Raw genomic sequence first — 25,468 nt, forward strand, 5'->3', positions numbered from 1 at the left:
GCTCATCCCCGGGACGAACGGGGCCGTGCCTCCTCCGGGAGGGCGGAGACACGGCCCGTCACTCACTGTGTGTGGTACGGGTCAGCAGTCGTCGGAGTCGGTGCAGCCGGTCTCGGTCGTGAACCGGTAGCCGTCGTCGCACCGCCAGTAGGAGACTTCCTTCCAGTACCAGAAGGGGCAGTTCGGGTCGCAGACGGTCTGCTCGATCCAGCAGGCCTGCGCCCCGGACGCCTGTGCCTGGGCACTCCGGTTGGGGGCCAGGACGCCGAGCAGCCGGTCGCCCAGCAGCGAAATGCTCTGCATGTTCTTTCTCCCTCGTGGGTCGGATGTGGACAGAGCCTGTCTAGCCCGCCCCCGGTTGTCCGGTGTCACAGCGCGTGCCGTGAACAGACAAAGCGGAACAACACCGACCGGGCGGAAAGCCGTCGTCACCGGTGCTGAGCTGGGACTTGCCGGCGGGCAGGGGTGCCGGGCGGCGCAGGACCGCCGGGGGATGTCAGGCGCCGGTCCGCGGACGGTGAAAAATCACCGCCGGACAACGGGCCGCCGCGTGCGGCGCGGCTCCGGGCGACGGGCCGCTCCCGACGCCTGCGGAGAAGCGGGCTGCCATCACGTCCATTACGGGCATGGAGGTGAAGACGGGTGAAATGCGTCCTCCAGGGGGACACCGGGTACAACGGGGGAACGGGGAGACATGCCACGCAAAGAGCTGCCCCTCGCCGAGGGAGACGGCACCGTACTGAAGTTCGCCGCCGATCTGCGCGCACTGCGTGACGCCTCGGGGAGCCCGCCGTACCGGGCCATGGCGGCACGGGCGCACTACTCGGTGGCCACCCTGTCGAGCGCGGCGGCGGGCCGGAAGCTGCCCTCCTTGGAGGTGACACTGGCCTACGTCCGCGCGTGCGGCGGCAACACCCAGTGGTGGGAGGCCCGCTGGCACAGCGCCACCACGGAACTGTCCGACAGCGAAGCCGCGCGGACACCGGCGGACGCCCCCGGTGAACGGGCGCCGTATCCCGGACTCGCCGCCTATCAACGCGACGACAGCCAGTGGTTCTTCGGCCGCGAACGAGTCGTCGAAGACCTGCTGCGGCGGTTGGCCGAGGACCGGTTCATCGCCGTCTTCGGGGCCTCGGGGGCCGGCAAGTCCTCTCTGCTGCGGGCCGGTCTGCTGCCCCGGCTGCGATCCGGGCCCCGGCACACCGTGGTCTTCACGCCGGGCGTCAGCCCGCTGGAGGAACTGGCCGTCCGTCTGGCGGAGCCGGCGAACACCACGCCCGGCCATCTGTTCCAGGAGTTCCAGGCCGCGCCGGAGAACCTGCACCGCACACTGCGCCGGATCGTGGCCGGCGACAGCCCGCAGACGGACGTCGTCCTGGTGGTGGACCAGTTCGAGGAGGTGTTCACGCTCTGCGGCGACCGCGACGAACAGCGGCAGTTCATCGCGGCCCTCGTCCACGCCGCACGCGCGAGCAGCAGCAGATGCCGGATCGTGCTGGGCGTCAGAGCCGACTTCTACGCGCACTGCGCCGAACACGCCGACCTGGTCGACGCCCTGCGGGACGCGATGGTCACGCTCGGCCCGATGAGCGCCGAGGAACTGCACCGCGCCATCACCCAGCCCGCCATCCGTGCGAACTGCCGGGTCGAGGGGCGGCTCGTCGTCCATCTGACGGCCGAGGCCCACCAGCACGCCGGCGTCCTGCCGCTGCTCTCCCACACGCTGCTGGAAACCTGGAAACGCCGGCGCGGCAACGTGCTCACGCTGGCGGCGTGCCAGGCGGCCGGCTCCCTCGAAGGTGCGCTCAGCCGCACCGCGGAGCAGTTCTACGAGGGCCTCGGTCCGAGCCGGCAACGCATCGCCTGCCAGCTCTTCCTCAGGCTCACCAGCCCCGGCGAGGGCACGGAGGACACCAAGCGCCGTATCGACCGGAGCGAAGCCGGCCAGGACGCCGACACCACGGCGGTCATCGAACGCGCCACCGCCGCACGCCTCATCACGGTCGACGGACCGCGGCTGGAAATCACCCACGAGGCCCTCATCCGGGGCTGGCCCCGGTTCCGGCGGTGGCTGTCGGAGAACCGTCAGCAGCTGCGCGTCCACCGTCAGCTGACCGAGGCCGCCGCGGCCTGGGAACTTCTCGGCGAGGACAGGGGTGCGCTCTACCGCGGCGCACGGCTGGACGAAGCGCGTCCGCTGGCGGACGGGGACAAGGCCGGACTCACGGCGCGGGAGAGAGCCTTCCTCGAGGCGAGCCTCGCGGCCGAGGCCACCGAGACCGCGGCGGCCGCCCGTCGGCGGACCGGCCGGCGGCTGCTGACCGTCGTGATCACGGTGCTGCTGCTGGCGACCACGGTGACGAGCGTCCTCGCCGCACGCGCCAACCGGCAGCTGACGACGCAGCGGAACGCCGCCGTGGCGCTCAACGTCAGCTCGGAAGCGTCCCGGCTGTACCCGACGGCGCCGGGTCTGGCCATGCAGCTGAGCCTCACGGCGTATCGCCTGAGACCGGAGCGCGGCAGCCGTGACGTGCTCCTCAGCACCCTCACGACCATGTGGACGGGCCACAACGCCCAGATGTACGCGTTGGGCGTCAGCCCGGACGGGAGAACCCTCGCCACCGGCAGCCGGGACCGCACGGTCCGGCTGTGGGACATCACCGACCCCCGGCGCCCCCTGAGCCTCGCGACCATCAGCGGACACGACAGCGCGGTGGTGGCGATCGCCATGCGACCGACGGGAGGGGCCCTGGCCACGGCGGACACCGGCGGGACGGTGCGGCTGTGGGACATCACCGATCCCCGGAAGCCGAGGCCGCTGTCCTCCGTCAAGGCCCACACGGACGCTGTGCGCGCGCTGGCCTTCAGCCCGTCCGGTGACACGCTGGTGAGCGCGGGCAACGACCGCAAGGCCGTGCTGTGGAAGGCGGGCGACCTCCAGGCACCGGAGCGGGGAGCCACCCTGCGCGCCCATTCCGACGCGATCCGTTCGGTCGCCTTCAACCGGGACGGAAGGCTGCTCGCGACGGCGGGTGGTGACGACGAGCGCGTCATCGTGTGGGACCTGGAGTCCACGGAGCGGCCGGCGAAGCGCGCGACGTGGCGCGCGCACACCGACAGCACGTTCTCCGTCGCCTTCAGCCCGCGCGCGGATGTGCTGGCCACGTCCGGCGCCGGGCCGCACCCGGTGAAGCTGTGGCGCGTCGGCGTCGGGGACCGGCCCGGGGAACTGGCCCGGTTGGACGGCCAGTCCGACGCCGTCGGCGATGTGACCTTCAGCGCCGACGGCCGCACCCTCGCTGCGGGGAGCGACGACCGTACGGCACGGATGTGGACCGTGGACGTCCCCGAGAGGCCGGTGCTGCGGGCCGTGCTCACGGGCTACAGCACGGCGGTGCTCGCCCTGCGGTTCACGCCCGACGGCCGGTCGCTGGTGTCCGGCGCCTTCGACGGGAGGCTGCGGGTGCTGCCCACCGACTTCTCCCGGCTGATCAGCGGTGCCTGCGACGCCGCGGGGCCTCCGCTGTCCCGGGAGCAGTGGGCCCGGTACTTGGGCGGCATCCCGTACAAGCCTCCCTGCGGCTGACAGGTGCCGGGCGCCCCCCGCGGCGTCCGGCGCGGACCGCGAACCCGCCGCCGGCGGCACGGAGCGGGATTTCCGCGCCCGCGGCGCACCGGGGTTGCGGACCTGCCACCGGCGCGTCCGGCGGACCGCTTCCGGCCGTCGGCCGCGCGCCCCCCGGCCGTTTCCGCGGCACGCCGCCGCCGGCGGTCACGGGGCCCTCCGCTGCTCACGCCTCCGCCGAAGGCCCGGGGGGACGAACGGGGTGCGGTTCGCACGCCGGCGGGGCGGTCCCCAGCCCGCGCCGGGCACGGGACCGCCCGGCCGTCTCAGGCCGCCGCCCCCGTCAGGTCCCGGTGGATCGGGGAGGCGCCGCCCGTCAGGGGTACGCCCGTGCCGCCGCGGCGGGTGGCGACGATCTCCGCCGCGATGGACAGCGCCGTCTCCTCGGGGGTGCGGGCGCCGAGGTCCAGGCCGATCGGTGAGCGCAGCCGGGACAGCTCACGTTCGGTCAGACCGGCCTCGCGCAGCCGCCGGTCGCGGTCCGCGTGGGTGCGGCGCGAGCCCATCGCCCCGACGAACGCGGCCGGCATCCGCAGCGCCTCCGTCAGCAGCGGTACGTCGAACTTGGCGTCGTGGGTGAGCACGCACAGCACCGTTCGTTCGTCCGTCCGGGTCTCCCGCAGATAGCGGTGCGGCCAGTCGGCGACGACCTCGTCGGCCTCGGGGAAGCGGGCCCGGGTGGCGAAGACGGGCCGGGCGTCGCACACGGTGACGTGGTGGCCGAGGAACTTGCCGGCCCGCACGAGGGCCGCGGCGAAGTCGACCGCCCCGAAGACGATCATGCGGGGCGGCGGCACGCTGGACTCGACGAGCAACGTGAGCCCGCCGGGGCAGTGCGAGCCGTCCGCGGAGAGACGGACCGTGCCGGTGCGGCCGGCGTCCAGCAGGGCCCGGGCCTCGGCCACCGCCGTGCGGTCCAGGTCCGGGTGGCCGCCGAGACCGCCTTCGTGCGCGCCGTCCGGGTGGACGAGCAGCGCCCGGCCCAGGAGTCCGGCCGGCCCCTCGACGACGCGGGCGAGGGCCGCGGTCCCGCCCCGGGCGGCGGTCGCCAGCGCCGCCCGGAACACCTCCCGCCCCGACGCCTCCGCGCCGACCGGTGTGACCATCACGTCGATGGTGCCGCCGCAGGTCAGTCCGACGGCGAAGGCGTCCTCGTCGCTGTAGCCGAACCGTTCGCGCACCGTCTCGCCGCTGCGCAGGGCGGCGGCGCACAGCTCGTACACCGCGCCCTCGACACAGCCGCCGGAGACCGAGCCGATCACGGTGCCGCCGCTGTCGACGGCGAGGGCGGCGCCGGGTCCGCGCGGCGCGCTGCCGCCGACGGAGACGACCGTGGCGACGGCGAACTCCCGGCCGTCGGCGAGCCAGCAGTCCAGCTCTCCGGCGATGTCAAGCACCGGCCGCTCCCGTCCTCGCGGCCGCGGCCGACAGCACCCGGTCCGGCCGGATCGGCAGGTGGCGGTGGCGCACGCCGGTCGCGTGCGCCACGGCGTTGGCGACGGCCGCCGCGGCGCCCACGATGCCGATCTCGCCGACCCCCTTGATGCCGACCGGGTCGTCCGGGTCGGGGTCGTCCACCCAGTCCGCCCGGATGTCGCCCACGTCGGCGTTGGTGGCCACGTGGTAGCCGGCGAGGTCGGGGGCGTAGAGGCCGCCGCTCGCCCGGTCCCGTACCGCCTCCTCGTGCAGGGCCATGGAGATGCCCCAGACCATGCCGCCCACGAGCTGGTTGCGGGCGGTGAGCGGGTTGACGATCCGGCCTGCCGCGAAGATGCCCAGCATGCGGCGCACCCTGACCTCTCCGGTGGCGGTGTCGACGGCGACCTCGGCGAACTGCGCCCCGAAGGAATGCCGTTCCTTCTGGGCGAGGGCGCCGACCAGGGCGGTGGTGTCGGACCGTACGGTGATGCCCTCCGGCGGGATCGCCGTGCCCGGAGCCAGCCGCTCCCGCAGTTCGCGGCCCGCCTCCGTGACCGCCCAGGCCCAGGAACGGGTGCCCATCGAGCCGCCCGCGATCGTGGCGGGGCCGAAGTCGCTGTCGCCGATCCGGACCCGGACCCGGTCGGGCGCGACCTCCAGGGCGTCGGCGGCGACCAGGGTGAGTGCCGTACGGGCGCCGGTGCCGAGGTCGGCCGCGGAGATCCGCACGGTGAAGCCGCCGTCCGCCTCCGCGGTCACCGCGGCCGTGGAGGGGCCGGCCCCCGCGTGGAAGGAGGCGGCGGCCGTGCCCGTGCCCAGCAGCCAGCGGCCGTCGCGGCGCGTCCCGGGGCGCGGGTCGCGCCCGGCCCAGCCGAACCGCCGGGCTCCCTCGCGGAAGCAGGCGTCCAGGTTGCGGCTGCTGAACGGCAGGCCGGAGACCGGCCCGGCCGCGGGCTCGTTGCGCAGGCGCAGTTCCACCGGGTCGATCCCGCAGCGCTCGGCGAGTTCGTCGAGGGCCGACTCGATCGCGAAGGACCCGGGGGCCTCGCCCGGCGCGCGCATGAACGTCGGGGACGGCACGTCGAGCGGTACGACGTGGTTGGCGGTGTGGTGGGCGCCGGCGTCGTACATCACCCGGGCCACGCCCGCGCTGGGCTCGACGAACTCGTGGACGGTGGACGTCTGGCTCAGCGCGCGGTGTTCCAGGGCGCGCAGCCGGCCGTCGGCGTCGGCGCCGAGCCGGACCCGCTGCGTGGTGGGGCTGCGGTAGCCGGCCAGCGAGAACATCTGGCGCCGCGTCATGACCACCCGCACCGGCCGCTGCAGCTCGGTCGCGGCCATCACGGCGGCGACCTGGTGGGCGCGCAGGCCCTTGCTGCCGAAGCCGCCGCCGATGTGCTCGGAGCGCACCCGCACCGCGGACTCGTCGAGGGAGAACATCTTCGCCAGTTCGCTCTGGACCCAGGTGGTGCCCTGGTTGGAGTCGACGACCTCCAGCCGGCCGCCGTCCCAGAGGGCCGTGGCGGCGTGCGGCTCCATCATGCTGTGGTGCTCTTCGGGAGTGGTGTACTCCTCGTCGACCACGACGGCGGAGGCGGCGAGTCCGGCCGTCAGGTCTCCCTTCCCGGTCACGGCGGGCAGGACCCCGTCGGCCGGGTGGGCGCCGGGGTGGCCGGCGGTGAGCCGGGTGTCGTGCGGTTCCACGTCGTACTCGACGACGAGGGCCTCGGCGGCCTCCCGGGCCTGCTCGGGGGTCTCGGCGACGACGAGGGCGACCGGCCAGCCCACATGGTGCACCCGGTCCTGCTGGAAGAGGGCGGCGGTGGGGTCCGGCGGGAAACCCAGCGCGCCGATGTAGTGGGTGTCGACGCGCGGGGCGTTGCCGTGGTGCAGGACGGCGAGCACGCCCGGCATGCCGAGGACCGACTCGGTGCCGAGGGAGCGGATGCGGCCGCGGGCGACGGTGGACAGCGCGAGCCAGCCGTGCGCGAGGCCGGCGAAGGGGATCTCGCCCGCGTAGCGGGCCGCTCCGGTGACCTTGTCGCGGCCCTCGACGCGGGTGTGCGCGGTGCCGACGACGCCCCGGAGCGCCGTGCGGCCGGTCGTGGCGGTGGTCATCGGGCGGCCTCCTCGGCGAGTTCGGTCAGGACGGCCACCGCGAGGTTGCGCATCAGGGTCACCTTGTATCCGTTGTCGGGCAGTGGCCGGGCGGCCGCGAGTTCGGCGTCCGCGGCGGCGGCGAAGGTGTCGCCGGCGGCCGGTGCCCCGGTGAGCACGGCCTCGGCCGCGTGGGCCCGCCAGGGCCGCGAGGCGACCGCGCCGAAGGCCAGCCGGGCCTCGGTCACGACGCCGTCCTCGATGCCGAGCGCGGCGGCGACGGAGCCGATCGCGAAGGCGTACGAGGCGCGCTCGCGCACCTTGCGGTAGCGGGAGCGGGCGGCGACCGGGGCGGGCGGCAGGGTGACGCCGGTGATCAGCGCGCCGGGCGGCAGGGCGGTCTCCCGGTGCGGGGTGTCCCCGACGGGGAGGTAGAAGTCGGCGAGCGGCAGCTCTCCCGCGGCGGGGGTGCCCCCGGGGCCGTCGAGGGTTTCGTAGCGGACGACGGCGTCGAAGGCGGCAAGGGCCACGCCCATGTCCGAGGGGTGCACGGCCACGCAGTGGTCCGAGGCGCCCAGCACGGCGTGGTTGTGGTGCTCGCCGGTGACGGCGGAGCAGCCGCTGCCGGGGGCGCGCTTGTTGCAGGGCTTGCTCAGGTCGGTGAAGTAGCCGCAGCGGGTGCGCTGGAGCAGATTGCCGCCGACGGTGGCCATGTTCCGCAGCTGGCCGGAGGCACCGGCCAGGACGGCCTGGGCCAGCGCGGGGTAGCGGCGCCGCACGCCGGGGTGGGCGGCGAGGTCGCTGTTGGTGACGGTGGCGCCGATGCGCAGGCCGCCGTCCGCGGTCTCCTCGACGGTGTCCAGGGGCAGCCCGCGGATGTCGACGAGGCGGGTGGGGCGCTCGACGCCGGTCTTCATGAGGTCGACGAGGTTGGTGCCGCCGCCGAGGAAGCGGGCGTCCGGGTCGGCGGCGAGCAGCGCCACCGCGCCGGAGACGTCGTCGGCGCGCTGGTATCCGAACTCCTTCACGCGGCCGCCCCCTTCACCGTCTCGGCCCGGTCGTCCTCGCGCGCGGCGGCCTCGTGGTCCTCGGCGGCGCGGGTGACGGCCTGGACGATGGAGACGTAGGCGCCGCAGCGGCACAGGTTGCCGCTCATCCGCTCGCGGATCTCGTCGGGGGTCAGGGCCGGCGGGCCGGCCTCGGGTCGCACGTCGTCGGTGGCGGCGCTGGGCCAGCCGGCCGCGTGCTCCTCGATGACGGCGATCGCCGAGCAGATCTGGCCTGGAGTGCAGTAGCCGCACTGGTAGCCGTCGAGGTCGAGGAACGCCTGCTGGACGGGGTGCAGTTGGCCGCCCTCGGCCATGCCCTCGATGGTGGTGATCTCGCGCCCCTCGGCGGCGACGGCGAGGTTCAGACAGGAAACAGCGCGGCGTCCGTCGACCAGGACGGTGCAGGCGCCGCACTGCCCGTGGTCGCAGCCCTTCTTGGTGCCGGTGAGATCGAGGCGCTCGCGCAGGGCGTCGAGCAGGGTGGTGCGGTGGTCGACGGTCAGTTGGTGCTGCTCGCCGTTGATGTTCAGGGTGACAGCGCTGGACGTCGAGGAGGGTGCTGGGGCCATGGTCAGCCTTCTCTGGTGTCTGGTGACAGCTTCTTCGGTGTCCGGAGACCGGGAAAACGGGCTGTAGGCAGTAGGTTCGTCCGTGGCCAGGGGCCACCGGCCGGTTCCGCCGGCCGCGTTCGCCGCTAAAGTGGGCCACTAACCGGACAGCTGTCCGCTCACTGGAAAACGTAACGGACAGCTGTCCGGTTAGCAAGGACGGGATTCGGTCACGAACCCGGGAGGAGGACTGGTGGCACAGCCGAACAAGGACAACCCGGACACACCCCTGCGTTCGGACGCACAGCGCAACCGCGAGCGCATCCTGCGCGTGGCCACGGAGGAACTGACGCGCTGCGCGGACGCCCCGCTGAGCGCGATCGCCAAGAAGGCGGGTGTCGGTCAGGGCACCTTCTACCGCAACTTCCCGCACCGCGAGGCGCTCGTCCTGGAGATCTACCGCTACGAGATGCAGCAGGTGGCGGATGCCGCGACCGAGCTGCTGGCCACGCGGGAACCCGACCGGGCGCTGCGCGAATGGATGGACCGGCTCGCCGGGTTCGCCATGACCAAGGTCGGCCTGGCGGACGCCATACGGCTGGTCACCAGCGCGCCCGGGAGTCCGGCGAAACCGGGCCCCGCCCCGCTGATGGAGGCGGCCGAACTCCTGCTGCGCACCAACGAGGAGGCCGGCACCACCCGTCCCGGGGTGTCGGCGGACGACTTCCTCCTCGCCATCGGCGGTCTCTGGCAGGTCGACGCCACCGAGGACTGGCAGCCCCGGGTCGCCCGGCTCTTCGACCTCGTCATGGACGGGCTGCGGGCGGGAGCGCCGGGCCGCCGCTGACCGTGCCCCCGTCGCCGCCGTCCCCCATGTCTACGAGCAAGCCGGCATCGCCGGGCACCCCGGCGCGCTGAAGGGGCAACGGCGTCACCGGTACGCGACTCCGCAGCGCGACGCGGCCTTCCGGGAAGCCCAGTGCGCGGAGGTCGAGCGGGCCGCCAAAGCAGCCCTCGCCAAACCCGGTCACGGGGCTGGTTGTCCGAGAGGCGACCACCACTCCCCTTCCTCGGGCTGTTTCCCCCCGTGGAAGCGGGGAGTCACGTCCGGCTGCGCGACTTGCAGGACAGGGAGAGGCCGCAGCGACGTCACGCCTTGGCGCCGGCCATGCCGCTGGTGACGACGATCGCGGCCACGCCTCCGGTCTCGGTCCGCCCCAACCAGACGACGCCGCCTGACTGCGCGGTGAACGTCACCAGATCGGCTTGATGTGACTCGTCGCTGATCCGCTCGCACCCGTCCGGCAGCGGTCCGCTGTCACGCGGTTCCCAACGGCCGTCCACACACGTGCGGAACGGCGCGGACAACGTCGTCCACGCGCCGGCGTCGGCGAAGCAGCCGACATTGTGGTCCGCCCCGAACCGGGGACGCCCGCCCGGCGGAAGCCGGCCGATGTCCTCGCCGACACCCAGGCCCGCCTCCCACCCGGCCACAGCAGCGTCACTGATGCGCAACCGGGTCGCCGCGCACTCGACGCCGTCGAAGCGTTCACCGAAGAACTCGTACGGGCCTGCCGTCCACGCGATCTCCACCGGGTGGACGCCCGGGGGAATGCGCACCGCCAGCTCCCGCGGGGGCCTCGTCGGCAACCCACGCTCATATCTCCAGGTGTCGTCGTCGTCCCACGGCGCATCGACCACAAGGCGGCCGCTGGGCACACGGAGGGTCGTCACCTCCTCGACGCCCGTCACAACGACGGGGGTTGCCGGATCGTCGTACACCGTCCCCAGGTGAGAACCGGGCGTGAAAGCCGTCTCCAGGTACCAGGTGGCCTCAGGCCCGGCTGCCAGCCGCGTGTCCCCGGCCCACGTCATGTCTCCCCCTCCTCGCCGCCCGGCCGGGCGGTCAAAACGAAAGCTACGCGGGCCCGCTGACACCGGCACTTCGTACATCGCCACGATCCGTGACCGCTCCCCGACATCTGCGCCAGAACGCGGGTTCCATCAGCCCCCACGTCCGGCGGATCCCCGTGTGGGCGACCCGGTTCGGGAGGTCCGTCGCGGGGCCTGTGGCAGCGAAGCCCCCGTGGCTTCCGTCCCGGCTCGGCTGCCGCCGGCGTCCTGCCACCCCATGTCCGTGGCCACCTCGGCCTGCGCTGCGGCGATCTCTTCCTCGGTGGATCCGGTGACGTCCACCTCCTCCAGGCGTGCGAGCAGGTCCGCGAGCGCCTGCTTCTGGGCGGGGTGCGTGATCGGTACGGCGTTCAGGTCGGTGCTCATCAGCCAGTCGAACAGCACGATCGCGTCGGAACGCCACAGGCGGAGATCGACGGTTGGTGCCGCCCCCCAGGGGAAACCGGTTTCCATGTGGGCATCTTGCCAGGTCAGTGCCGTGTGATGGTCACCGGTCAAGGGGCACGCGGCTGCCTGCCTCAATCCTCCGGTGCCGCGGCCGCACCCTCGCCCGTCGAACGCCGCCCGTCGAACGCCGACCACCGGCCACCGACCACCGGCCACCGGCCACCGGCCACCGGCCACCGACCGCAATGATCAAGGTCCGGTGTCACAGGACGAGGCCGGAAGACCAGGAACGGCTCAGGACACCCGCGAGAAGGCCGCGGTGCCGGACCAGTTCTCCTGGCGCAGAAGTTCGAGCAGGGCCGTCTCCGCCGGGCCCGCGCCGCGCCGGACCACGGCGATGACGGGCTGGGACACGGCCGGGGACACCGGCCGGACGACGTCTTCGTACCCGTGGGGCACCGCGGAGGCCGGAACGAGCGTCACACCGAGCCCGTGGGCGGCCCAGCGCACGGCCGTCGCCGTCTGCGACACGCGGGCGGCCGTGACCGGAGGCAGCTCGTTGTCCCGCAGCACGGTCAGCAGCACGCCGTCGAGCGCGCTGTCGCGGTCGAACCTCACCCACGGCTCGCCCTCCAGTGCGCGCAGCTCCACCCGGTCCGCGGCGAGCAGCCGGTGCCCGGCGCCCAGCACCACGGCGAACTCCTCGTCGCCGAGGTGGTGGGCGTCGGCGGGAGTCCGCTCGCACGCCGCCATCAGGGCGAGGTCCAGCACGCCCCGGCGGCAGAGCCGTTCCAGCTCGGCGGAGCTCGGCTCCTCGAACACGGTGATCTCCAGCCGCGGGAAGCGGCGGCGCAGTACGCGCAGCGCGCCCGGCAGCTGCCGCGTGCCGAAGCCCATCTGCACCGCGACCACCAGCTCTCCGACCAGCTCGTCCGCACCGGCCCGCGCCGTCGCCCTCGCCCGCCGCGCCGCGTTCACCGCGACCTCCGCCTCGCGCAGGAACGCGCGGCCGACCACGGTGGGCACCAGCCCGGTCGGTGTGCGGGCGAACAGTTCCACGCCGAGTTCCCGCTCCAGGCCGCGGATCTGCTGGGACACCGACGGCTGAGCGACGTGCAGCAGCTCCGCCGCCGCCGTCACCGAGCCCTCCTCGGCGACGGCCAGGGCGTACTCGTACTGGCGCAGGCTCATCGGATCCCGTCCCCTCCCCCGCGGTGGACCGCCGTCCACCGCTGCGGCCTCTGTCGGAGCGGGTAACTCCTACCGCCCGGCGGGGATTCCCCCGGTCGCGGCCGGAGCCGGACCGCCGTCCGCCGGTTCTCTCACCCGTCGTCGGCCAGGCGGTCGAGCCATTCGCCGAGGAGCTGCTGTTCGGCAGGGCTCAGCGTCGTCTGCTCGGGCAGTGCCGCCCGCAGGGCCCGGGCGGCACCGGCCGGGCCCGGTTCCCGTACGGCGGGCTTCTCGTTGGTGACGGCGGCGACCATCGACTCGCGCATCGCGGTCAGCAGGCCGGGGTCGCGCCGGTCGGCGGGCAGCGACAGCCAGGTGAGCACGGCGCCCCGTGCCGTCGCGTGGATGAGGGTCGCCGCGAGCCGCTCGCCGACGCGGAGCAGGCCGCTTGCCGCGAGACGGTGGACCCGGCCCTCCAGGATCCGCATGCCGGCCCGGAACGCGGCCGAGCCGGTGCGCCGCGCGGGGTCGCCGTACATCAGCGCGTACAGCGCGGGGTTGGTGAGTCCGAACTCGACCGCGAGGTCCCAGCCCGCCCGCAGGTCCTCGACCGGATCCCCTGGTGCCGGATCGACCCGCTTGGCTGCCAGGAACGCGGCGTGGCCGTACTCGGCCACCGCTTCGAGCAGCCCGTCCCTGTCGCCGAAGAAGCGGTAGATCGCCGGGGCCTGCACTCCGGCCGCCGCCGCGACCGCGCGGGTGGTGACCGCGTCGCGGCCCTCGCGCGCGAGGAGTTCCGCGGCGGCCTCGACCAGGCGCTGCCGGGTCCGCTCGCGCCCCCCGGCCGGTGCCTCCGGCGCGGAGGCAGCGGTGACGTCGTCTCCCGATTCCGTGTTCATGGATCAATGGTATCGGTTATGCGATACCAACGTTATTAACAGTGATACGGTCTGGGCGTTTCCATTGGTAGCGCACTCGGGTGGCGGCAGCGCGGCCGGTCCGTCCCGGCGGGCGTCGGCCGCGGCGCCAGGCCACCGGTGCGGCAGAACGAGGAGTCCGCGATGACAGAGAAGATCCGGATCACAGCACTCGAGGAACACGTCGCTCTGCCCGTGGTGCTCGACGCCTGGGCCCGGGCGGGCGTACCGCAAATACCGCAGCTCGGCTTCGGTGACGATCCGATCGCGCGGCGGCTGCGGGATGTCGGCGGCCGCCGGCTCGCCGACATGGACGACCAGGGAGTCGATGTCGCCGTGCTGTCCCTGGCCACACCGGGCGTGCAGAACCTCCCGGCGGCGGACGCCGTGAGCGTCGCGCGCGAGGCCAACGACGTGCTCGCCGAGATCGTCGCCGGCAACCCGAGGCGTTTCCAGGCGTTCGCGGCCGTCCCGACCTCGGCCCCCGGAGCCGCGGCGGCGGAGCTGGAGCGCGCGGTCACCCGGCTCGGTTTCCGCGGCGCGATGCTCTACGGGCGCACGGGGACCAAGCCGGCCGACGCTCCCGAGTTCGACGACCTGTACGCCACCGCCGAACGGCTCCGGGTGCCGCTGCACTTCCACCCGCAGACCCCCGTGCCCGGAGTCATGGACGCGTACTACTCGGGGCTGCCCGGCGGAGTCGGCGCGGGGCTCGCGACCGCGGGGCTGGGCTGGTACTACGACCTGGGCGTGCAGTACCTGCGCATGATCTTCTCAGGCGTCTTCGACCGCCGTCCCGGGCTCCAGGTGATCGCCGGGCACTGGGGCGAGGTCGTCCTCTTCTACCTCGACCACACCGGCATCCTCGCGCACGGCGCGAAGCTGGAGCGGCCCCTCGCCGACTACTTCCGGCAGAACTTCTGGATCACGGGCAGCGGCACCGTGAGCGAGCGCTATCTGCGGTGGACGGCGGAGGTCGTCGGCACCGAACGCATGATGTACGCCACGGACTACCCGTACACCTTCGGCACGCGGCCCGGCGGCTTCCCCTTCCTCGACACCAGCGGCGGGGTCGCACGGTCATTCCTCGAACAGGCTCCGTTCACCGAGGCGGAGAAGGCCGCTGTCGGATCCGGCAACTGGGAGCGGCTGACCGGGCACGTGGCCGCGCACGGCGGGCACGAACGGGCCGTGTGACCCGCGTCCGGCCGGTGCCGTGACCGCGTGAGCCGCCGGTGAGCCGTGCCCACGGCCGTGACCGGGCCGCCGGGGCCCGCGCTCCCTCGGCACAACCGGGCGCGAGGCCGCCGGCCGGAGGACTGTCCCGCCCCGCCCGCCGGCTCGCCGGCCGGGTCCGGAGAAGCGGCAAACCGGACCCGGCCGCCGTGGAGTCGGCCCGCCCCGCCGCCCCGCCCGGTGAACACCCGACCGAGGCTGCGCGGGGAAAGTCGGGTGCCCGGGGCCGGTGCCGCCGCACGATGAGGTCATGGACGACACGACCTTGGTATCCCGCTTCCTCCGCGACGGCTTCGTGAAGCTCGAGGGCGCCGTCGCGCCGCGCGTGGCGGCGGACTGCGCGCGGCTGCTGTGGCGCGAGACGGGCTGCGACCCGGACGATCCGGCGACGTGGACCCAGCCCGTGCACCGGGTGGCCGGCATGGCGCAGGGGCCGTTCGCCGCCGCGCCCAACTCCCCCTCCCTGCACCGCGCGTACGACCTGCTCGTGGGCGCGGGACGCTGGGAGCCGCGCTACTCGCTGGGCACCTTCCCGCTGCGCTTCCCGCACGACGAGGAGCCGGACGACACGGGCTGGCACATCGAGGGGAGCTATCTGCCGGAGGGCGAGAGCTGGTACTTCACGAATCTGCGCTCCCGGGGCCGGGCGCTGCTGATGCTGTTCCTGTTCAGCGAGGTCGGCGAGGAGGACGCGCCGACCCGGATCCGGGCCGGCTCACACCTCGACGCGCCGAAGGTACTGGAGGAGCACGGGGAGGACGGGGCGAGCGGGCTTGACCTCGCGCCCGGTCTGGTGGCGGCGTCCGACCACCGGCCACTCACCCTCGCCACCGGATCCCCGGGCGACGTCTTCCTGTGCCATCCGTTTCTGGTGCACGCGGCGCAACCGCACCACGGCACGCGGCCGCGCTTCATGGCCCAGCCGCCGCTGACGCCGGCAGCGCCGTACGAACTGGAGCGGGCCGACGGCGCGTACTCACCCGTGGAGATCGCGATCCGCCGGGGCCTGGGACTGCAGACCCCCGGACCGGACGGGGACGGCGCCTGAAGCGGCGGCGGGTGGCCGCGCTGCGGCCGTTCCCGGGACCGGCCGTGCTGCGGCCGTTCCCGGGACCGGGCGGACCAGCCGGTGCCCGGGCAGATCACGGCCCGGTGCCCGCGCGGTTCCCGGCACCGGTGCGCGCGGTTCCCGGTGCCCGCGCGGCCGCACGTCCGGTGGCGCCGCCGCGGCCATGCGGTTCCCGGTGCCCGCCCGTCCGGCGGCGCCGCTGCCGGACACGGCCACCAAGTCCGGAATGCCGGAGAAATACCGTTGTGCCATGCTGAGAGACATCACACCGCTCCAGAAATTCGGCTGACCGGGACGGCCCTGCCACCTGAGGAGTCCGACATGGCCAGTGACGCCGCCCAATCCAGAACGCCCCGTGCGAACCCGCGCCCGTGGCATGCGCCCACATCGGGTACCACCCTCTTCGCAGCAGCCCTGATGCTCTTCGGCGGGATGATGGCGATCTTCGAGGGCATCGCGGCCATCGCCACGAACGACCTGTTCATCGCGACGCGCCACTACCTGTTCGAGTTCAGTCTGGCGGGCTGGGGCTGGGTGCACCTCATTCTGGGCGTGGCCATCGTCATCGCGGGGTGCGCCGTGCTCGGCGGAGCGCTGTGGGCACGCTTTTTCGGCGTGTCCGTGGCGGGGCTCGGCGCGATCGCCAACTTCTTGTGGGTGCCGTACTACCCCCTGTGGGCTCTGACGCTGGTCGCCGTGAACACCTTCGTCGTCTGGGCCCTGTGCACGGGTATGCACCGCGAGGCCGCCGACGGACAGGGGGCCTGAGCGCCCGCACACACCAACCGGCCGGGACACGGGGCCGGCTACCCGGGCCGGAAAGGCCGCTGCCCGCACCGGGGCGAGAACCCCGGTGCGGGCGACGCGCGTCCTCCCGGCCGGGGCCCGGCCGCGTACCGGGGAGCCCTCCGGCCGCAGCCGCACACCGGGGGCAGCGGCCCCGGCCCCCGGCGCCGTGGGACGGGCACCGACGGCACGGCGCCCTCCGGCCGGAAGCCGCGGCCGGGGCCTCCCGGCGTGCCCGGTCAGGGCAGGATCTCGACGTATCCGCCGGCCCCGTGCACACGGATCCGCTGCCCGTCCCGGATCAGCCGGGTGGCCCGCTCCACACCCACGACGGCCGGCAAGCCGTACTCCCGGGCGATCACCGCGCCATGGGTCATCAGGCCGCCCACCTCCGTCACCAGGCCCGCGATGCCGACGAACAGCGGTGACCAGCTGGGGTCCGTGAAGGCCGTGACCAGGATGTCGCCCGCTCCGAGACCGGCCCGCGCCAGGTCGAGGACGACGCGGGCCCTTCCCTCGACGGTCCCGGCGGAGACCGGCAGGCCGGTCAATGCACCGGCCGGCACGTCGTCGCGCCGGTACGCCCCGTTGACGGCCTCGCCGTCCGAGGTGAGCACCCGGGGCGGTGTCAGCGCGTGGTACGACCGGAACGCGTCCTTGCGCCGCTGGACGAGCCGGCCGTCCACCCGGTTGGAGCGCACCACGTCGTGGAGTTCGTGGAACGTGAGGTAGAAGATGTCCTCCCGCTCACGGAGCACGTCGGCCCGCACGAGGCGCCCGGCCTCCTCCAGCAGGGCCCGCTTGTAGACGAGGTAGCGGCTGACAATGCCGTACTTCGGGTACTCCCGGTAGCCGATGAAGGCGCGGACCCGGTCGATCATCCGCTTGGTCTCACGGGCCTTGCGGTCCCCGTCCGGCAGGGCCCGCAAGCGGGACAGCACGTCCTGTTCCTTCTCCCGCGCCTTCCGCCGTCCCTCCTCGAAACGCCGCCCGGCGGCGCCCGGCCGGAAGTTCTCGACGTGGTCGAGGAGCACGGGTACGAGCGTGCCGGGACGCTCGCGCCAGCGCGGCCTCGTGATGTCGATCTCGCCGACGCAGCGCATGCCGTACCGCTCCAGACAGGCCTCCATGGCGTCGCGCACCTCAGGCCCGCCCGGCAGTTCCCCCAGCTCGTCCAGAAAGGCTGTGTCGTCGGCGTTCCCGGCGTTCCCGGCGTTCCCTGTATTGCCGGTCTTGCGGGTCTTGCGGGTCTTGCGGGTCTTGGCAGTCTTCCCGGTGTTCCCGGCGTTCCCGACGCCCCGCAGGAACTCCACCACCTCCGGATGCGGGCGGATCACGTCGGCGACGTCGAGCAGCGCCAGGCCCATCCGGGAGGTGACGTTGCCCGGAGCGGACAGCGTGAGCGTGTCGGCCGCGTCCCGCTCGCCCAGCCACTCCCCCAGCTTGTCGCCCAGCCGCCATGCGGCCTCCATCCCCGCCATGACCACCCGCATGCTCAGCGGATCACCGAGGACCCGCTTGTGCTCCTCGAAGGCCTCCAGCAGGAAGTCGAACAGCGCCGGTCCGCTCTTCGTCCGGATGTCGCGCTCCAGGGCGGCGACGGACGCCTCGCTGCGCTCGATCAGCTCGGTGACCAGGGCCGGATCGGTCCCGATCGGGTCGGGCCCGCCGCCGGATCCCCGTCCCGGCACGCCGCCGGGAGCCGCGTCCGGGAGCGGCGTCGGAACGAGATCGCCGCGGTCGAGGACGGTCTCCAGCGCGTCCCTCGTCAGCGGATCGCCCCGGCCGACGACGTCGAGGAGGCCGGCGCGGCTCGCGGGCGAGGCCAGGCGCCGGGTGACGTCGACGAACAGCCTCCCTCCGGCCTCGTGCATCGGCGCCATGGCCGTCAGCCGCCACACGGAGAGCCCCAGGGGCTTCATCGGGTCCGTCATCATCTGCTGGTGGCCGACGGAGACGTAGACGCGACGCCGTCCTCCGTCCCCACCTCCGTCCCCGTTCCCGTCCCGGTCGCCGGGGCCGGGGTCCGGGACGGGGAACAGCGTCGTGACCGGCCGGCTCTGCACGATGTGGAACCCGTCGTCGGCCAGGCACCATTCGATGTCCTGGGGGCGGCCGAAGCGCGCTTCGATCCGCCGTCCCAGCCGCACGAGCCGCACGACCTGAGCGTCCGTCAGCACCGGACGCTCCCGCCCCCGCGGGCCGGTCGCCACCTCCCGCGCAGCACCGGCCGCCGGGGCGTGAACGCCCCGCCGTTCCGCGGCGATCGCCCTGGCGACGACCTCACCGTCCCGCACCGTGAAGACGTCCGGGTTCACCCGGCCGGAGACCAGGGCCCCGCCGAGACCGAAACCGGCCTCCACGGTGGCGTCCCTCCGGTTGCCCGTGACGGGATCGGCCGTGAACAGGACGCCGGACGCGTGCGGGGAGACCATTCGCTGCACGACCACGGCCATGTGGACCGTACGGTCGTCGATGCCGTTGCGCCGGCGGTAGATCACGGCCCGCTCGGTGAACAGCGAGGCCCAGCACCGGCTGACGTGCCGGAGGACCGCCGCGGGCCCCACGACGTCCACATACGAGTCCTGCTGGCCGGCGAACGACGCCGTGGGCAGGTCCTCCGCCGTCGCGCTGGACCGGACGGCGCACGCGGCCCGCTCCCCGAGCCGGGCGAGCGCGCGGGTGACCGCCGCAGCGACATCGCCCGGTACGGCGGTCCCTTCGACGGTCCGGCGCAGCCGCGCGCTGAGCGTGCGGATCGCCTCCCGGTCGTCCGGGTCCGAGCGCGACAACCGGTCGAGCAGGCCGTCGGCCGACGGCGCTTCCGCCATGACCCGCCGGAAGGCGTCCGTCGTCACGCAGAAGCCGTCCGGCACACGGATGCCGTCGATCCGCGTCAGCCCGCCCAGCTGTGCGCCCTTGCCGCCCACGACAGCGACCTGGGTCTCGTCGACCTCTCGCAGCTCCCGCACGTACCGTCCGGTCATCGCGATGCCTCCGGGGCAACCGTGCGCCGCCGCACCGGAGCGGCCGGTGGCTTCACCGGCGCCGCCCGGCCGGCCGGACGGCTCGCCGGGCATGTCCGCGGCTCCGGTCGCCTTTCCCCCCGCCCGCCGGCCGGCCGCTCCGCCGTCCCGGGCGGCGCGCACCCCCGCACCTCCGCGCCGGATGCAGGCGGCCGCACCGCCGCTCCCGCCACTGGTCCGGCCTCGCCGCGTCCCCCGTACGCCGACAGCAACACGCACACGTCGTCCCCCATTTCCGCAGGTGGTGGCATCGGCCGACGATTCTGCGCGGTGCCCCGGGCCTTGTGGCAAGCCCCCCGGTGCGCTATACGTTGAGAGAGGCAAGGAGAGAGTTCTCCTTGCCTTTGCCGTGTGCCGCCCGTGCCGTGTGCCGCCCGGTGATTCCGGCAAGCCTCGGGTCAGCCCCTCGTCCGAGGGCCGGTGCCCGCCCAGCCCGGTGACGGACGGCCCCGCCAACGGGCTGCGGGCGCGGCGCGGCCGGCAGCCCCTCGGCGCGGTGCGGCCGACAGCCCGTCACACCCCGTGTCTGTCACGTCAGCCCCGGTCCGCGGCCAGGTGCGCGGTGTAGAAGGCGGTGAGCTTGGCGACGGCCGGGGTGACGTGCTCGTCCTTGTCGTACAGGGAGATGTGGGTACCCCCGTCGATGACGAAGAGTTCCTTCGGTTCGGCCGCCTTCCCGATGGCTTCGTGGCTCATGTACCCCGTGTTCGCCTCGGATCCGATGATCATCAGCAGCGGGCGGGGCGCGATGAGGCGGATCAGGGCGTACGAGTCGTACTGGATGATCCGGTCCAGGCTGCGGACGGGCCAGGGCCTGACCGCGCGGGGGTGGTGACCGCGCGGGGTGCGGTAGTACTCGTAGGTCTCGGCGTCCACGGCCTCCGTGATCCATTCCTGCCGCGGGACGGCCTCACCGCGGGCCTCCGCGGTGCGTGCCGCTCCGGCCCGCTCCAGCATCGCGCGCGTGGTCTGCGGGTCCTGGGTGCGGCCGAGGCCTTCGCGCATCACCGCTCCCATGTCCGAGGCGCTGACGGTGGCGACGGCCCTGATCCGCAGATCGGTCTGGGCGGCGTAGGGGACGTAGCCGCCGGAGGCGCAGATCCCCAGGGCGCCGATCCGGTCCGGATCGATCTCGTCGCGGGTGGTCAGGAAGCTCACGGCGGACTTGATGTCCTCGGCGCGCTGGAAGGGGTCCTCCAGACCGCGCGGCTCGCCCTCGCTCTCGCCCTGGCAGGCGGCGTCGAAGACGAGCGCGGCGAAGCCCTCGCGGGCCAGTCGCTCGGCGTAGACGCTCGCGGTCTGCTCCTTCACGCCGCCGCCGGGGTGGGAGACGACCACGGCCGCACGCCGCTCGGAGGCAGGCGCATCGGGCAGGAAGAGGGTGCCGGCGAGCCGGAGACCGCTGCTGAGGAAGGGGACGTCTGTCTTCATGCCCCCGACCCTGGCAGCCGGCCGGCGCCGGGATAAGGGGACAGAAATGGCCCACCCGGCCGGGCGGCTCCGGTGCGAAACTGGGTCGCATGAGCAGCGAACTGGGTGACTTCCTCAAGGCCCGGCGCAGGGAGGTGAGCCCCGCGGCGGCCGGGCTGCCCGACGACGGACGGAGGCGGGTCCCCGGCCTGCGCCGGGAGGAGATCGCCCTGCTGGCATCGATCAGCCCCGACTACTACACCCGTCTGGAACAGGGGCGTCGCCGGGCCTCCGAGCCGGTGCTGGACGCCCTCGCCCGGGCGCTGCGGCTCAGCGGCGACGAGCGTGCCTACCTCTTCGAGCTGTCGGGCAAGGACGCCGGCCGGCCGCGCCGGCGGCCTGCCCAGCGGGTCCAGCCGCTGCTGCGCCGCCTGCTCGACGATCTCACCAACACCCCGGCCCTCGTTCTCGGCCGGTGCACCGACATCCTGGCGTGGAATCCCCTCGCCGCCGCGCTGTTCACCGACTTCGCGCTCGTGCCGGAGCGCGGACGCAACTTCGTACGCCTGGTGTTCTGCGACCCGGCGGTACGGGCCCTGTATGCCGACTGGGACCACGTGGCGCGGGCCTGCGTGGCGCAGCTGCGCATGGAGGCGGCCCGGGACCCGGAGAATCCGCGCCTCACGGCGCTGGTGGGAGAGCTGTCGGTGCGGGACCCGGACTTCCGGACCTGGTGGGGCGACCACCGCGTGGCGGCGCGGACCGCGGGCACGAAGGCCCTGCGGCACCCGGTGGTCGGCGAGCTGGCCCTCGACTGGTCCACACTGACCGACGCGTCCGACCCGGACCAGCAGCTCATCGCCCTGACCGCCGCGCCCGGTACGCCCGCTCACGACGGCCTGCGGCTGCTCGGCGCCGTCAGTGCGCGTGACTGACCCGGCCCACCGCCCCGGTCCGGCCGCACCGCGGGCGCTGACGCCCGCCCGGCCGCACCGTGATCAGCCGCTGCCCGGCCCGCGGCGGCCCCCGCTCCCTGCCGGGCGCGCACGGCACCCGTAGCTCACGCGGTTCCCCGCGCCGCACGACCGGCGAGGTTCCGTGCCCGCTGGCACGTCCGCTGCCGCCGTCCCGGCGCCCGCGTCCTCCCGTTCCGCGACACGGATTCCGCGACACGGACATCCCGGTCCGCCCCGGGTCCGGCTCTCACCCACCCCCTACCGGGGTATCACTCCCGGCTTGGCTCCCCGGTGTGACGCCCCGCGCCCGGCCGTCTTCCTACCTTCCACCTCGTCACCACGTACGAGACAGAGGGAGACGGACGGATGCGCCGCTTCAGGAAGACCCTGACCACCGCCGTACTGACCACGCTGCTGGTCGGCAGCACGGCGGGCCAGGCCTCGGCGGGCGGCGAGAGCGTGCCGAGCGGTCCGATCCCGGGCACCGCCGCCTGGCTGGCCGACGACTCCCTCGGCAGGGCGCTGCCGGACCCCGTCACGGCCACCCCGTCCGAAGTGGCGGCCTTCTTCGCCGGCCTGTCCGGCGCCCAGCAGCAGCGCCTCGCCGAGGACCACCCCACCGTGGTGGGCAACCTCGACGGCGCCCCCGTACAGCTCCGTTACCGGGCCAACGCCCCCGCGGGCGACCGGGTCCTGGCGTACGACCCGCGCGGCCGCGGACTGATCGCGCAGGTCGCGGGCGACCTGGAGAGCGCCGCCCATGTCTCGGTGATCGTCCCCGGCTCGGACATCGACATCTCGACGTTCGACCGCACCGCACGGCAGGCCGCCGCTGTCCAGGCGGAGGCGGGCGGTGACACGGCCGTCATCGCCTGGGCCGGCTACACCACCCCCTCCGGCATCGGCCCCGACCTGGCGACGGGCCGGCTCGCCGAGACCGGCGCCGAGCGCCTCACCCGTTTCACCGACGGCCTGGACGCGGCCGGCCTCCCCGACCCCTCCCTCCTCTGCCACAGCTACGGCTCGGTGGTGTGCGGCCTCGCGGCCGCCGGCACCGACGCGAGCGACATCGTCGTCATGGGCTCGCCGGGCATGCGCGCCCGCGACGTCACCGCACTCGGCACCGATGCCCGCGTGTGGGCGGCGAAATCACCGGACGACTGGATCGACCGCGTCCCCAACGTGCAGGTCCTGGGCCTGGGCCACGGCGCGGACCCCACCTCTGCGGGCTTCGGCGCGACCGTCCTGCCCGCCGACGACGTACCGGGGCACGACGCCTACTTCACCCCCGGCACCTCCACCCTGACCGCGTTCGCGGCGATCGCCGACGGAGACCTGTGATGACGACCCCCGCCAAGCTCGCGAAGCTCACCGCCAGGATCGACGACCGGACCCCCGCCCACCGCGACCGCGCCGTCGACGGCCTGCGCGCGCTGGCGCTCCTCGCCGTCCCGACCGGCCACTGGCTGCTCGGCGGCTTCACCCTCGACACCGGCGGCGGCCTGCACAACGCCAGCCCGCTGAGCACGTTCGGCGCGCTGGCCCCGGCTGGCTGGGTCCTCCAGATGCTGGGCATCTTCTTCCTCGTCGGCGGCTACTCCTCGTACCTCTCCTACCGGCGCCGCAAGGGCCCGGCCCGCGCGTGGATCACCGGCCGGCTCACCCGGCTGGGCCGCCCGGTCCTCGGTGTCACCGCCGTCTGGGCGCTGCTGCTGCCCGCCCTCCATTACGGCCTCGGCGTCCCGACCGCCACCCTGCACACCGCCTCGACACTGGTCGTCCAGCCCCTGTGGTTCGTCGGCGTCTACGCCGTGATCACGGCGCTCACGCCGTACTGCGTCCGCGCCTCCCGGCGCCTGGGCTTCTGGTCCGCGGCCCCGCTGCTCGGCTCGGTCGCGGTGGTCGACTTCCTGCGCTACGGGCCGTGCGCGGACGCGATGCCGTCCTGGCTGAGTGTGCTCAATCTGCTCCCGGGCTGGATGTTCGCCTACCAACTGGGCGTGTCCTGGGCTGACAAGCGGCTGGGCCGCCGCGAGGCGTGGCTGCTGTTCGCGGGCGGCGCGGCCCTGTTCGCCGCCCTGCTGCTGGCCTTCCACTACCCGGCGTCGATGGTCGGCGTGCCCGGCGAGGCCCGTACCAACTCCCACCCGCCGTCCCTGCTGGTCCTGGCGCTCGGAGCCGCCCAGTCCGGTGCCGCGGTCCTGCTGCGCGACCGGCTGGCCCGGCTGCTCCGGCGCCCCGCCCTGTGGGCGCCGGTGGTGATCATCAACCTGTCGGCGATGACGATCCTGTGCTGGCACCAGACGGCGATGCTCACCGCCGCGGTCCCCGCCTCGTACTTCGGCGGGATCCCCGGCCTGACGACCGCGCCGGACACGGCCGGATGGATCCTGGCGCGGCTGGCCTGGATGCCGCTCTTCGCGGGGCTGCTCGTGCTGATCGCGAAGTTCGCCCGGCCCCTGGAGACCCCGTGGGACCGCGCCGGGACGACCCGCCGCGCGGCGGCGGGCGTGCTGGCGGCGGGCTTCGCCTACTTCGCGCTGGCGGCGTGAGCGACGGGTGCCGCCGTCTCCCCCGGCCCGGGGGCCACCGCGCGGGCCGGCGCGCCCCCGGACCACGCCCGCCCGCGAACACAGAACCGGGGCGACGGCTTCCGTGCCCCGACCGCCCGCTGGATCCGTACGTCCTCGGCGCGGGCCCGCGAGCCCGCGCCGCCTCAACGACCGTCCACCGAACACGGAGTACCACCATGTCACCGACCGGCGACACCACCCCGCCGCACCCCGGGAAGACCGGCGCGAGGCGGTCCGAACCGCACACGGGCAGCGAGTTCACGCCCCTGCTGCGCGACGTCAGGCAGCAGGGGCTGCTCGACCGGCGCACCGGCTGGTACGCACGCACCATGGCGGCCAACGCGCTCGGCCTGTCCGCCGTCGTCACCGGCATGGCACTCACCGGCGATTCCTGGTGGGTCCTCGCGCTCGCCCCCGTCCTCGCCGTCCTGTGCGCCCGCACGGCGTTCATCGGCCACGACGCGGGCCACGCCCAGATCAGCGGCAGCCGCGTCACGAACCGCCGCATCGGGCTCGTCCACGGCAACCTGCTGCTCGGCATGAGCTACGGGTGGTGGAACGACAAGCACAACCGCCATCACGCCAACCCCAACCACATCGACAAGGACCCCGACGTCGCCGCCGACGTCCTCGTCTTCACCAGCGGGCAGGCCGCCACCCGCACGGGCTTCCGCGGCCTGCTCACCCGCCACCAGGCATGGCTCTTCCTCCCCCTCACCCTCCTCGAGGGCCTCGCCCTGAAGGTCTACGGCTTCCAGTACCTGCGCGGCCGGACCGGCCGCGAGCGCCTGGTGGAGGGCGGGCTCCTCGTCGCCCACGCCGCCGGGTACGCCACCCTGCTGTGGAGCACCATGCCGCTCGCGCACGCACTGGTCTTCGCCGCGCTCCACCAGGCCCTGTTCGGGCTGCACCTGGGCTTGGCCTTCGCGCCCAACCACAAGGGGATGGACATGCCCGACCCCCGCGGCGCGAAGCGGGGACATCTGCGGCGCCAGGTCCTGACGTCCCGCAATATCCGGGGCGGCGTCCTCACCGACTGGTTCCTCGGCGGACTCAACTACCAGATCGAGCACCACCTGTTCCCCGGCATGCCCCGGCCCAACCTGCGGCACGCCCGGTCCGTGGTGAAGGCCCACTGCCACGACCTCGGTGTCCCCTACACGGAGACCGGGTTCGCCGACTCCTACCGCCAGGCCCTGCGGCACCTGCACGAAGTGGGAGAACCCCTGCGTGCCGGCGGCTGAGAAGCCGGCGCCGCCCCGGAGGCGGCCGGCAGGTGCGCACGA

General features: G+C 74.0%; 20 protein-coding genes. 9 read left to right on the forward strand and 11 right to left on the reverse strand.

Translation table 11 applies throughout. From position 1 onward, the window contains the following. Positions 1–81 precede the first annotated feature (81 nt). Positions 82–303: a hypothetical protein gene (locus GCU69_RS16625; protein WP_098750486.1), complete on the reverse strand. Its 222-nt coding sequence runs from the start codon at positions 301–303 to the stop codon at positions 82–84. Between the two features lie 391 nt (positions 304–694). Between GCU69_RS16625 and GCU69_RS16630 the strand changes: the two genes are divergently transcribed. Then, positions 695–3,586, forward strand: coding sequence for an nSTAND1 domain-containing NTPase (locus tag GCU69_RS16630; protein ID WP_156206499.1), 2,892 nt, complete (start codon positions 695–697; stop codon positions 3,584–3,586). 305 nt (positions 3,587–3,891) lie between these two features. Here the strand turns inward: GCU69_RS16630 and GCU69_RS16635 are convergent, their stop codons facing one another. From GCU69_RS16635 to GCU69_RS16650, 4 genes are read right to left on the reverse strand one after another with little or no spacing between them, the layout of a single operon-like run. Continuing rightward, on the reverse strand, positions 3,892–5,022 hold the full coding sequence (locus GCU69_RS16635; RefSeq protein ID WP_156206500.1) for an XdhC family protein: 1,131 nt from the start codon (positions 5,020–5,022) through the stop codon (positions 3,892–3,894). Continuing rightward, positions 5,015–7,162, reverse strand: coding sequence for a xanthine dehydrogenase family protein molybdopterin-binding subunit (locus GCU69_RS16640; protein WP_156206501.1), 2,148 nt, complete (start codon positions 7,160–7,162; stop codon positions 5,015–5,017). Before GCU69_RS16640 ends, GCU69_RS16635 begins: the two co-directional genes overlap by 8 nt. Further along, entirely contained in the window at positions 7,159–8,169 is a 1,011-nt protein-coding gene (locus tag GCU69_RS16645) for an FAD binding domain-containing protein (RefSeq protein ID WP_098750490.1), read from the reverse strand. Before GCU69_RS16645 ends, GCU69_RS16640 begins: the two co-directional genes overlap by 4 nt. Continuing rightward, positions 8,166–8,759: a 2Fe-2S iron-sulfur cluster-binding protein gene (locus GCU69_RS16650; RefSeq protein ID WP_156206502.1), complete on the reverse strand. Its 594-nt coding sequence runs from the start codon at positions 8,757–8,759 to the stop codon at positions 8,166–8,168. Before GCU69_RS16650 ends, GCU69_RS16645 begins: the two co-directional genes overlap by 4 nt. 232 nt (positions 8,760–8,991) lie before the next feature. Between GCU69_RS16650 and GCU69_RS16655 the strand changes: the two genes are divergently transcribed. Continuing rightward, positions 8,992–9,585 (forward strand): TetR/AcrR family transcriptional regulator, encoded by a 594-nt coding sequence (locus tag GCU69_RS16655; RefSeq protein WP_098750492.1) that lies wholly within the window; start codon positions 8,992–8,994, stop codon positions 9,583–9,585. 302 nt (positions 9,586–9,887) lie between these two features. On the opposite strand, the gene GCU69_RS16660 is transcribed toward GCU69_RS16655, so the two are convergent. From GCU69_RS16660 to GCU69_RS16675, 4 genes are all read right to left on the reverse strand, one after another. After that, on the reverse strand, positions 9,888–10,613 hold the full coding sequence (locus GCU69_RS16660; RefSeq protein ID WP_170315871.1) for a DUF4241 domain-containing protein: 726 nt from the start codon (positions 10,611–10,613) through the stop codon (positions 9,888–9,890). Between the two features lie 129 nt (positions 10,614–10,742). Further along, positions 10,743–11,105, reverse strand: a complete 363-nt coding sequence (locus GCU69_RS16665; RefSeq protein ID WP_218037938.1) for a hypothetical protein — start codon at positions 11,103–11,105, stop codon at positions 10,743–10,745. Between the two features lie 228 nt (positions 11,106–11,333). Continuing rightward, on the reverse strand, positions 11,334–12,230 hold the full coding sequence (locus GCU69_RS16670) for a LysR family transcriptional regulator (protein WP_098750494.1): 897 nt from the start codon (positions 12,228–12,230) through the stop codon (positions 11,334–11,336). A gap of 131 nt (positions 12,231–12,361) precedes the next feature. Next, the gene (locus GCU69_RS16675) at positions 12,362–13,108 is read right to left on the reverse strand and encodes a TetR/AcrR family transcriptional regulator (RefSeq protein ID WP_156206504.1); all 747 of its coding nucleotides are present in this window, start codon (positions 13,106–13,108) and stop codon (positions 12,362–12,364) included. Positions 13,109–13,270: 162 nt separating this feature from the next. On the opposite strand from GCU69_RS16675, the gene GCU69_RS16680 reads away from it, so the two are divergent. The 3 genes from GCU69_RS16680 to GCU69_RS16690 all read left to right on the forward strand — a co-directional run bounded on the left by GCU69_RS16680 (position 13,271) and on the right by GCU69_RS16690 (position 16,199). Continuing rightward, positions 13,271–14,323, forward strand: coding sequence for an amidohydrolase family protein (locus tag GCU69_RS16680; protein ID WP_156206505.1), 1,053 nt, complete (start codon positions 13,271–13,273; stop codon positions 14,321–14,323). A gap of 289 nt (positions 14,324–14,612) precedes the next feature. Continuing rightward, complete coding sequence (locus GCU69_RS16685) at positions 14,613–15,410, forward strand: phytanoyl-CoA dioxygenase family protein (protein ID WP_156206506.1); 798 nt, start codon at positions 14,613–14,615, stop codon at positions 15,408–15,410. Between the two features lie 342 nt (positions 15,411–15,752). Next, positions 15,753–16,199: a DUF7144 family membrane protein gene (locus GCU69_RS16690; protein WP_156206507.1), complete on the forward strand. Its 447-nt coding sequence runs from the start codon at positions 15,753–15,755 to the stop codon at positions 16,197–16,199. Between the two features lie 257 nt (positions 16,200–16,456). On the opposite strand, the gene rph is transcribed toward GCU69_RS16690, so the two are convergent. Further along, positions 16,457–19,204, reverse strand: coding sequence for a rifamycin-inactivating phosphotransferase (gene rph, locus GCU69_RS16695; protein WP_156206508.1), 2,748 nt, complete (start codon positions 19,202–19,204; stop codon positions 16,457–16,459). 573 nt (positions 19,205–19,777) lie between these two features. After that, positions 19,778–20,674: an alpha/beta hydrolase gene (locus GCU69_RS16700; RefSeq protein WP_156206509.1), complete on the reverse strand. Its 897-nt coding sequence runs from the start codon at positions 20,672–20,674 to the stop codon at positions 19,778–19,780. An 89-nt stretch (positions 20,675–20,763) separates the two neighbouring features. Between GCU69_RS16700 and GCU69_RS16705 the strand changes: the two genes are divergently transcribed. The 4 genes from GCU69_RS16705 (at position 20,764) to GCU69_RS16720 (ending at position 25,426) form a co-directional block, all read left to right on the forward strand. Continuing rightward, positions 20,764–21,588 carry a helix-turn-helix domain-containing protein gene (locus tag GCU69_RS16705; protein WP_156206510.1) on the forward strand — a complete coding sequence of 275 codons (825 nt, stop codon included), beginning with the start codon at positions 20,764–20,766 and terminating at the stop codon, positions 21,586–21,588. A 387-nt stretch (positions 21,589–21,975) separates the two neighbouring features. Next, positions 21,976–22,950, forward strand: coding sequence for an alpha/beta hydrolase (locus GCU69_RS16710; RefSeq protein WP_156206511.1), 975 nt, complete (start codon positions 21,976–21,978; stop codon positions 22,948–22,950). After that, the gene (locus GCU69_RS16715; protein ID WP_156206512.1) at positions 22,950–24,161 is read left to right on the forward strand and encodes an acyltransferase family protein; all 1,212 of its coding nucleotides are present in this window, start codon (positions 22,950–22,952) and stop codon (positions 24,159–24,161) included. Before GCU69_RS16710 ends, GCU69_RS16715 begins: the two co-directional genes overlap by 1 nt. A gap of 197 nt (positions 24,162–24,358) precedes the next feature. Then, on the forward strand, positions 24,359–25,426 hold the full coding sequence (locus GCU69_RS16720; RefSeq protein ID WP_098750503.1) for a fatty acid desaturase family protein: 1,068 nt from the start codon (positions 24,359–24,361) through the stop codon (positions 25,424–25,426). Positions 25,427–25,468: the final 42 nt, after the last annotated feature.

Source organism: Streptomyces lycii, from assembly GCF_009735685.1.
In the GTDB taxonomy this organism is placed as follows: Bacteria; Actinomycetota; Actinomycetes; order Streptomycetales; family Streptomycetaceae; genus Streptomyces; species Streptomyces lycii.

What these genes read in the sequence shown, in the direction of transcription:
- GCU69_RS16625 (WP_098750486.1), bottom strand. Translation starts at nt 303, where the DNA reads ATGCAGAGCATTTCGCTGCTGGGCGACCGGCTGCTCGGCGTCCTGGCC.
- GCU69_RS16630 (WP_156206499.1), top strand. Translation starts at nt 695, where the DNA reads ATGCCACGCAAAGAGCTGCCCCTCGCCGAGGGAGACGGCACCGTACTG.
- GCU69_RS16640 (WP_156206501.1), bottom strand. Translation starts at nt 7,162, where the DNA reads ATGACCACCGCCACGACCGGCCGCACGGCGCTCCGGGGCGTCGTCGGC.
- GCU69_RS16650 (WP_156206502.1), bottom strand. Translation starts at nt 8,759, where the DNA reads ATGGCCCCAGCACCCTCCTCGACGTCCAGCGCTGTCACCCTGAACATC.
- GCU69_RS16660 (WP_170315871.1), bottom strand. Translation starts at nt 10,613, where the DNA reads ATGACGTGGGCCGGGGACACGCGGCTGGCAGCCGGGCCTGAGGCCACC.
- GCU69_RS16665 (WP_218037938.1), bottom strand. Translation starts at nt 11,105, where the DNA reads ATGGAAACCGGTTTCCCCTGGGGGGCGGCACCAACCGTCGATCTCCGC.
- GCU69_RS16670 (WP_098750494.1), bottom strand. Translation starts at nt 12,230, where the DNA reads ATGAGCCTGCGCCAGTACGAGTACGCCCTGGCCGTCGCCGAGGAGGGC.
- GCU69_RS16675 (WP_156206504.1), bottom strand. Translation starts at nt 13,108, where the DNA reads ATGAACACGGAATCGGGAGACGACGTCACCGCTGCCTCCGCGCCGGAG.
- GCU69_RS16680 (WP_156206505.1), top strand. Translation starts at nt 13,271, where the DNA reads ATGACAGAGAAGATCCGGATCACAGCACTCGAGGAACACGTCGCTCTG.
- GCU69_RS16685 (WP_156206506.1), top strand. Translation starts at nt 14,613, where the DNA reads ATGGACGACACGACCTTGGTATCCCGCTTCCTCCGCGACGGCTTCGTG.
- GCU69_RS16690 (WP_156206507.1), top strand. Translation starts at nt 15,753, where the DNA reads ATGGCCAGTGACGCCGCCCAATCCAGAACGCCCCGTGCGAACCCGCGC.
- rph (WP_156206508.1), bottom strand. Translation starts at nt 19,204, where the DNA reads ATGACCGGACGGTACGTGCGGGAGCTGCGAGAGGTCGACGAGACCCAG.
- GCU69_RS16700 (WP_156206509.1), bottom strand. Translation starts at nt 20,674, where the DNA reads ATGAAGACAGACGTCCCCTTCCTCAGCAGCGGTCTCCGGCTCGCCGGC.
- GCU69_RS16705 (WP_156206510.1), top strand. Translation starts at nt 20,764, where the DNA reads ATGAGCAGCGAACTGGGTGACTTCCTCAAGGCCCGGCGCAGGGAGGTG.
- GCU69_RS16710 (WP_156206511.1), top strand. Translation starts at nt 21,976, where the DNA reads ATGCGCCGCTTCAGGAAGACCCTGACCACCGCCGTACTGACCACGCTG.
- GCU69_RS16715 (WP_156206512.1), top strand. Translation starts at nt 22,950, where the DNA reads ATGACGACCCCCGCCAAGCTCGCGAAGCTCACCGCCAGGATCGACGAC.
- GCU69_RS16720 (WP_098750503.1), top strand. Translation starts at nt 24,359, where the DNA reads ATGTCACCGACCGGCGACACCACCCCGCCGCACCCCGGGAAGACCGGC.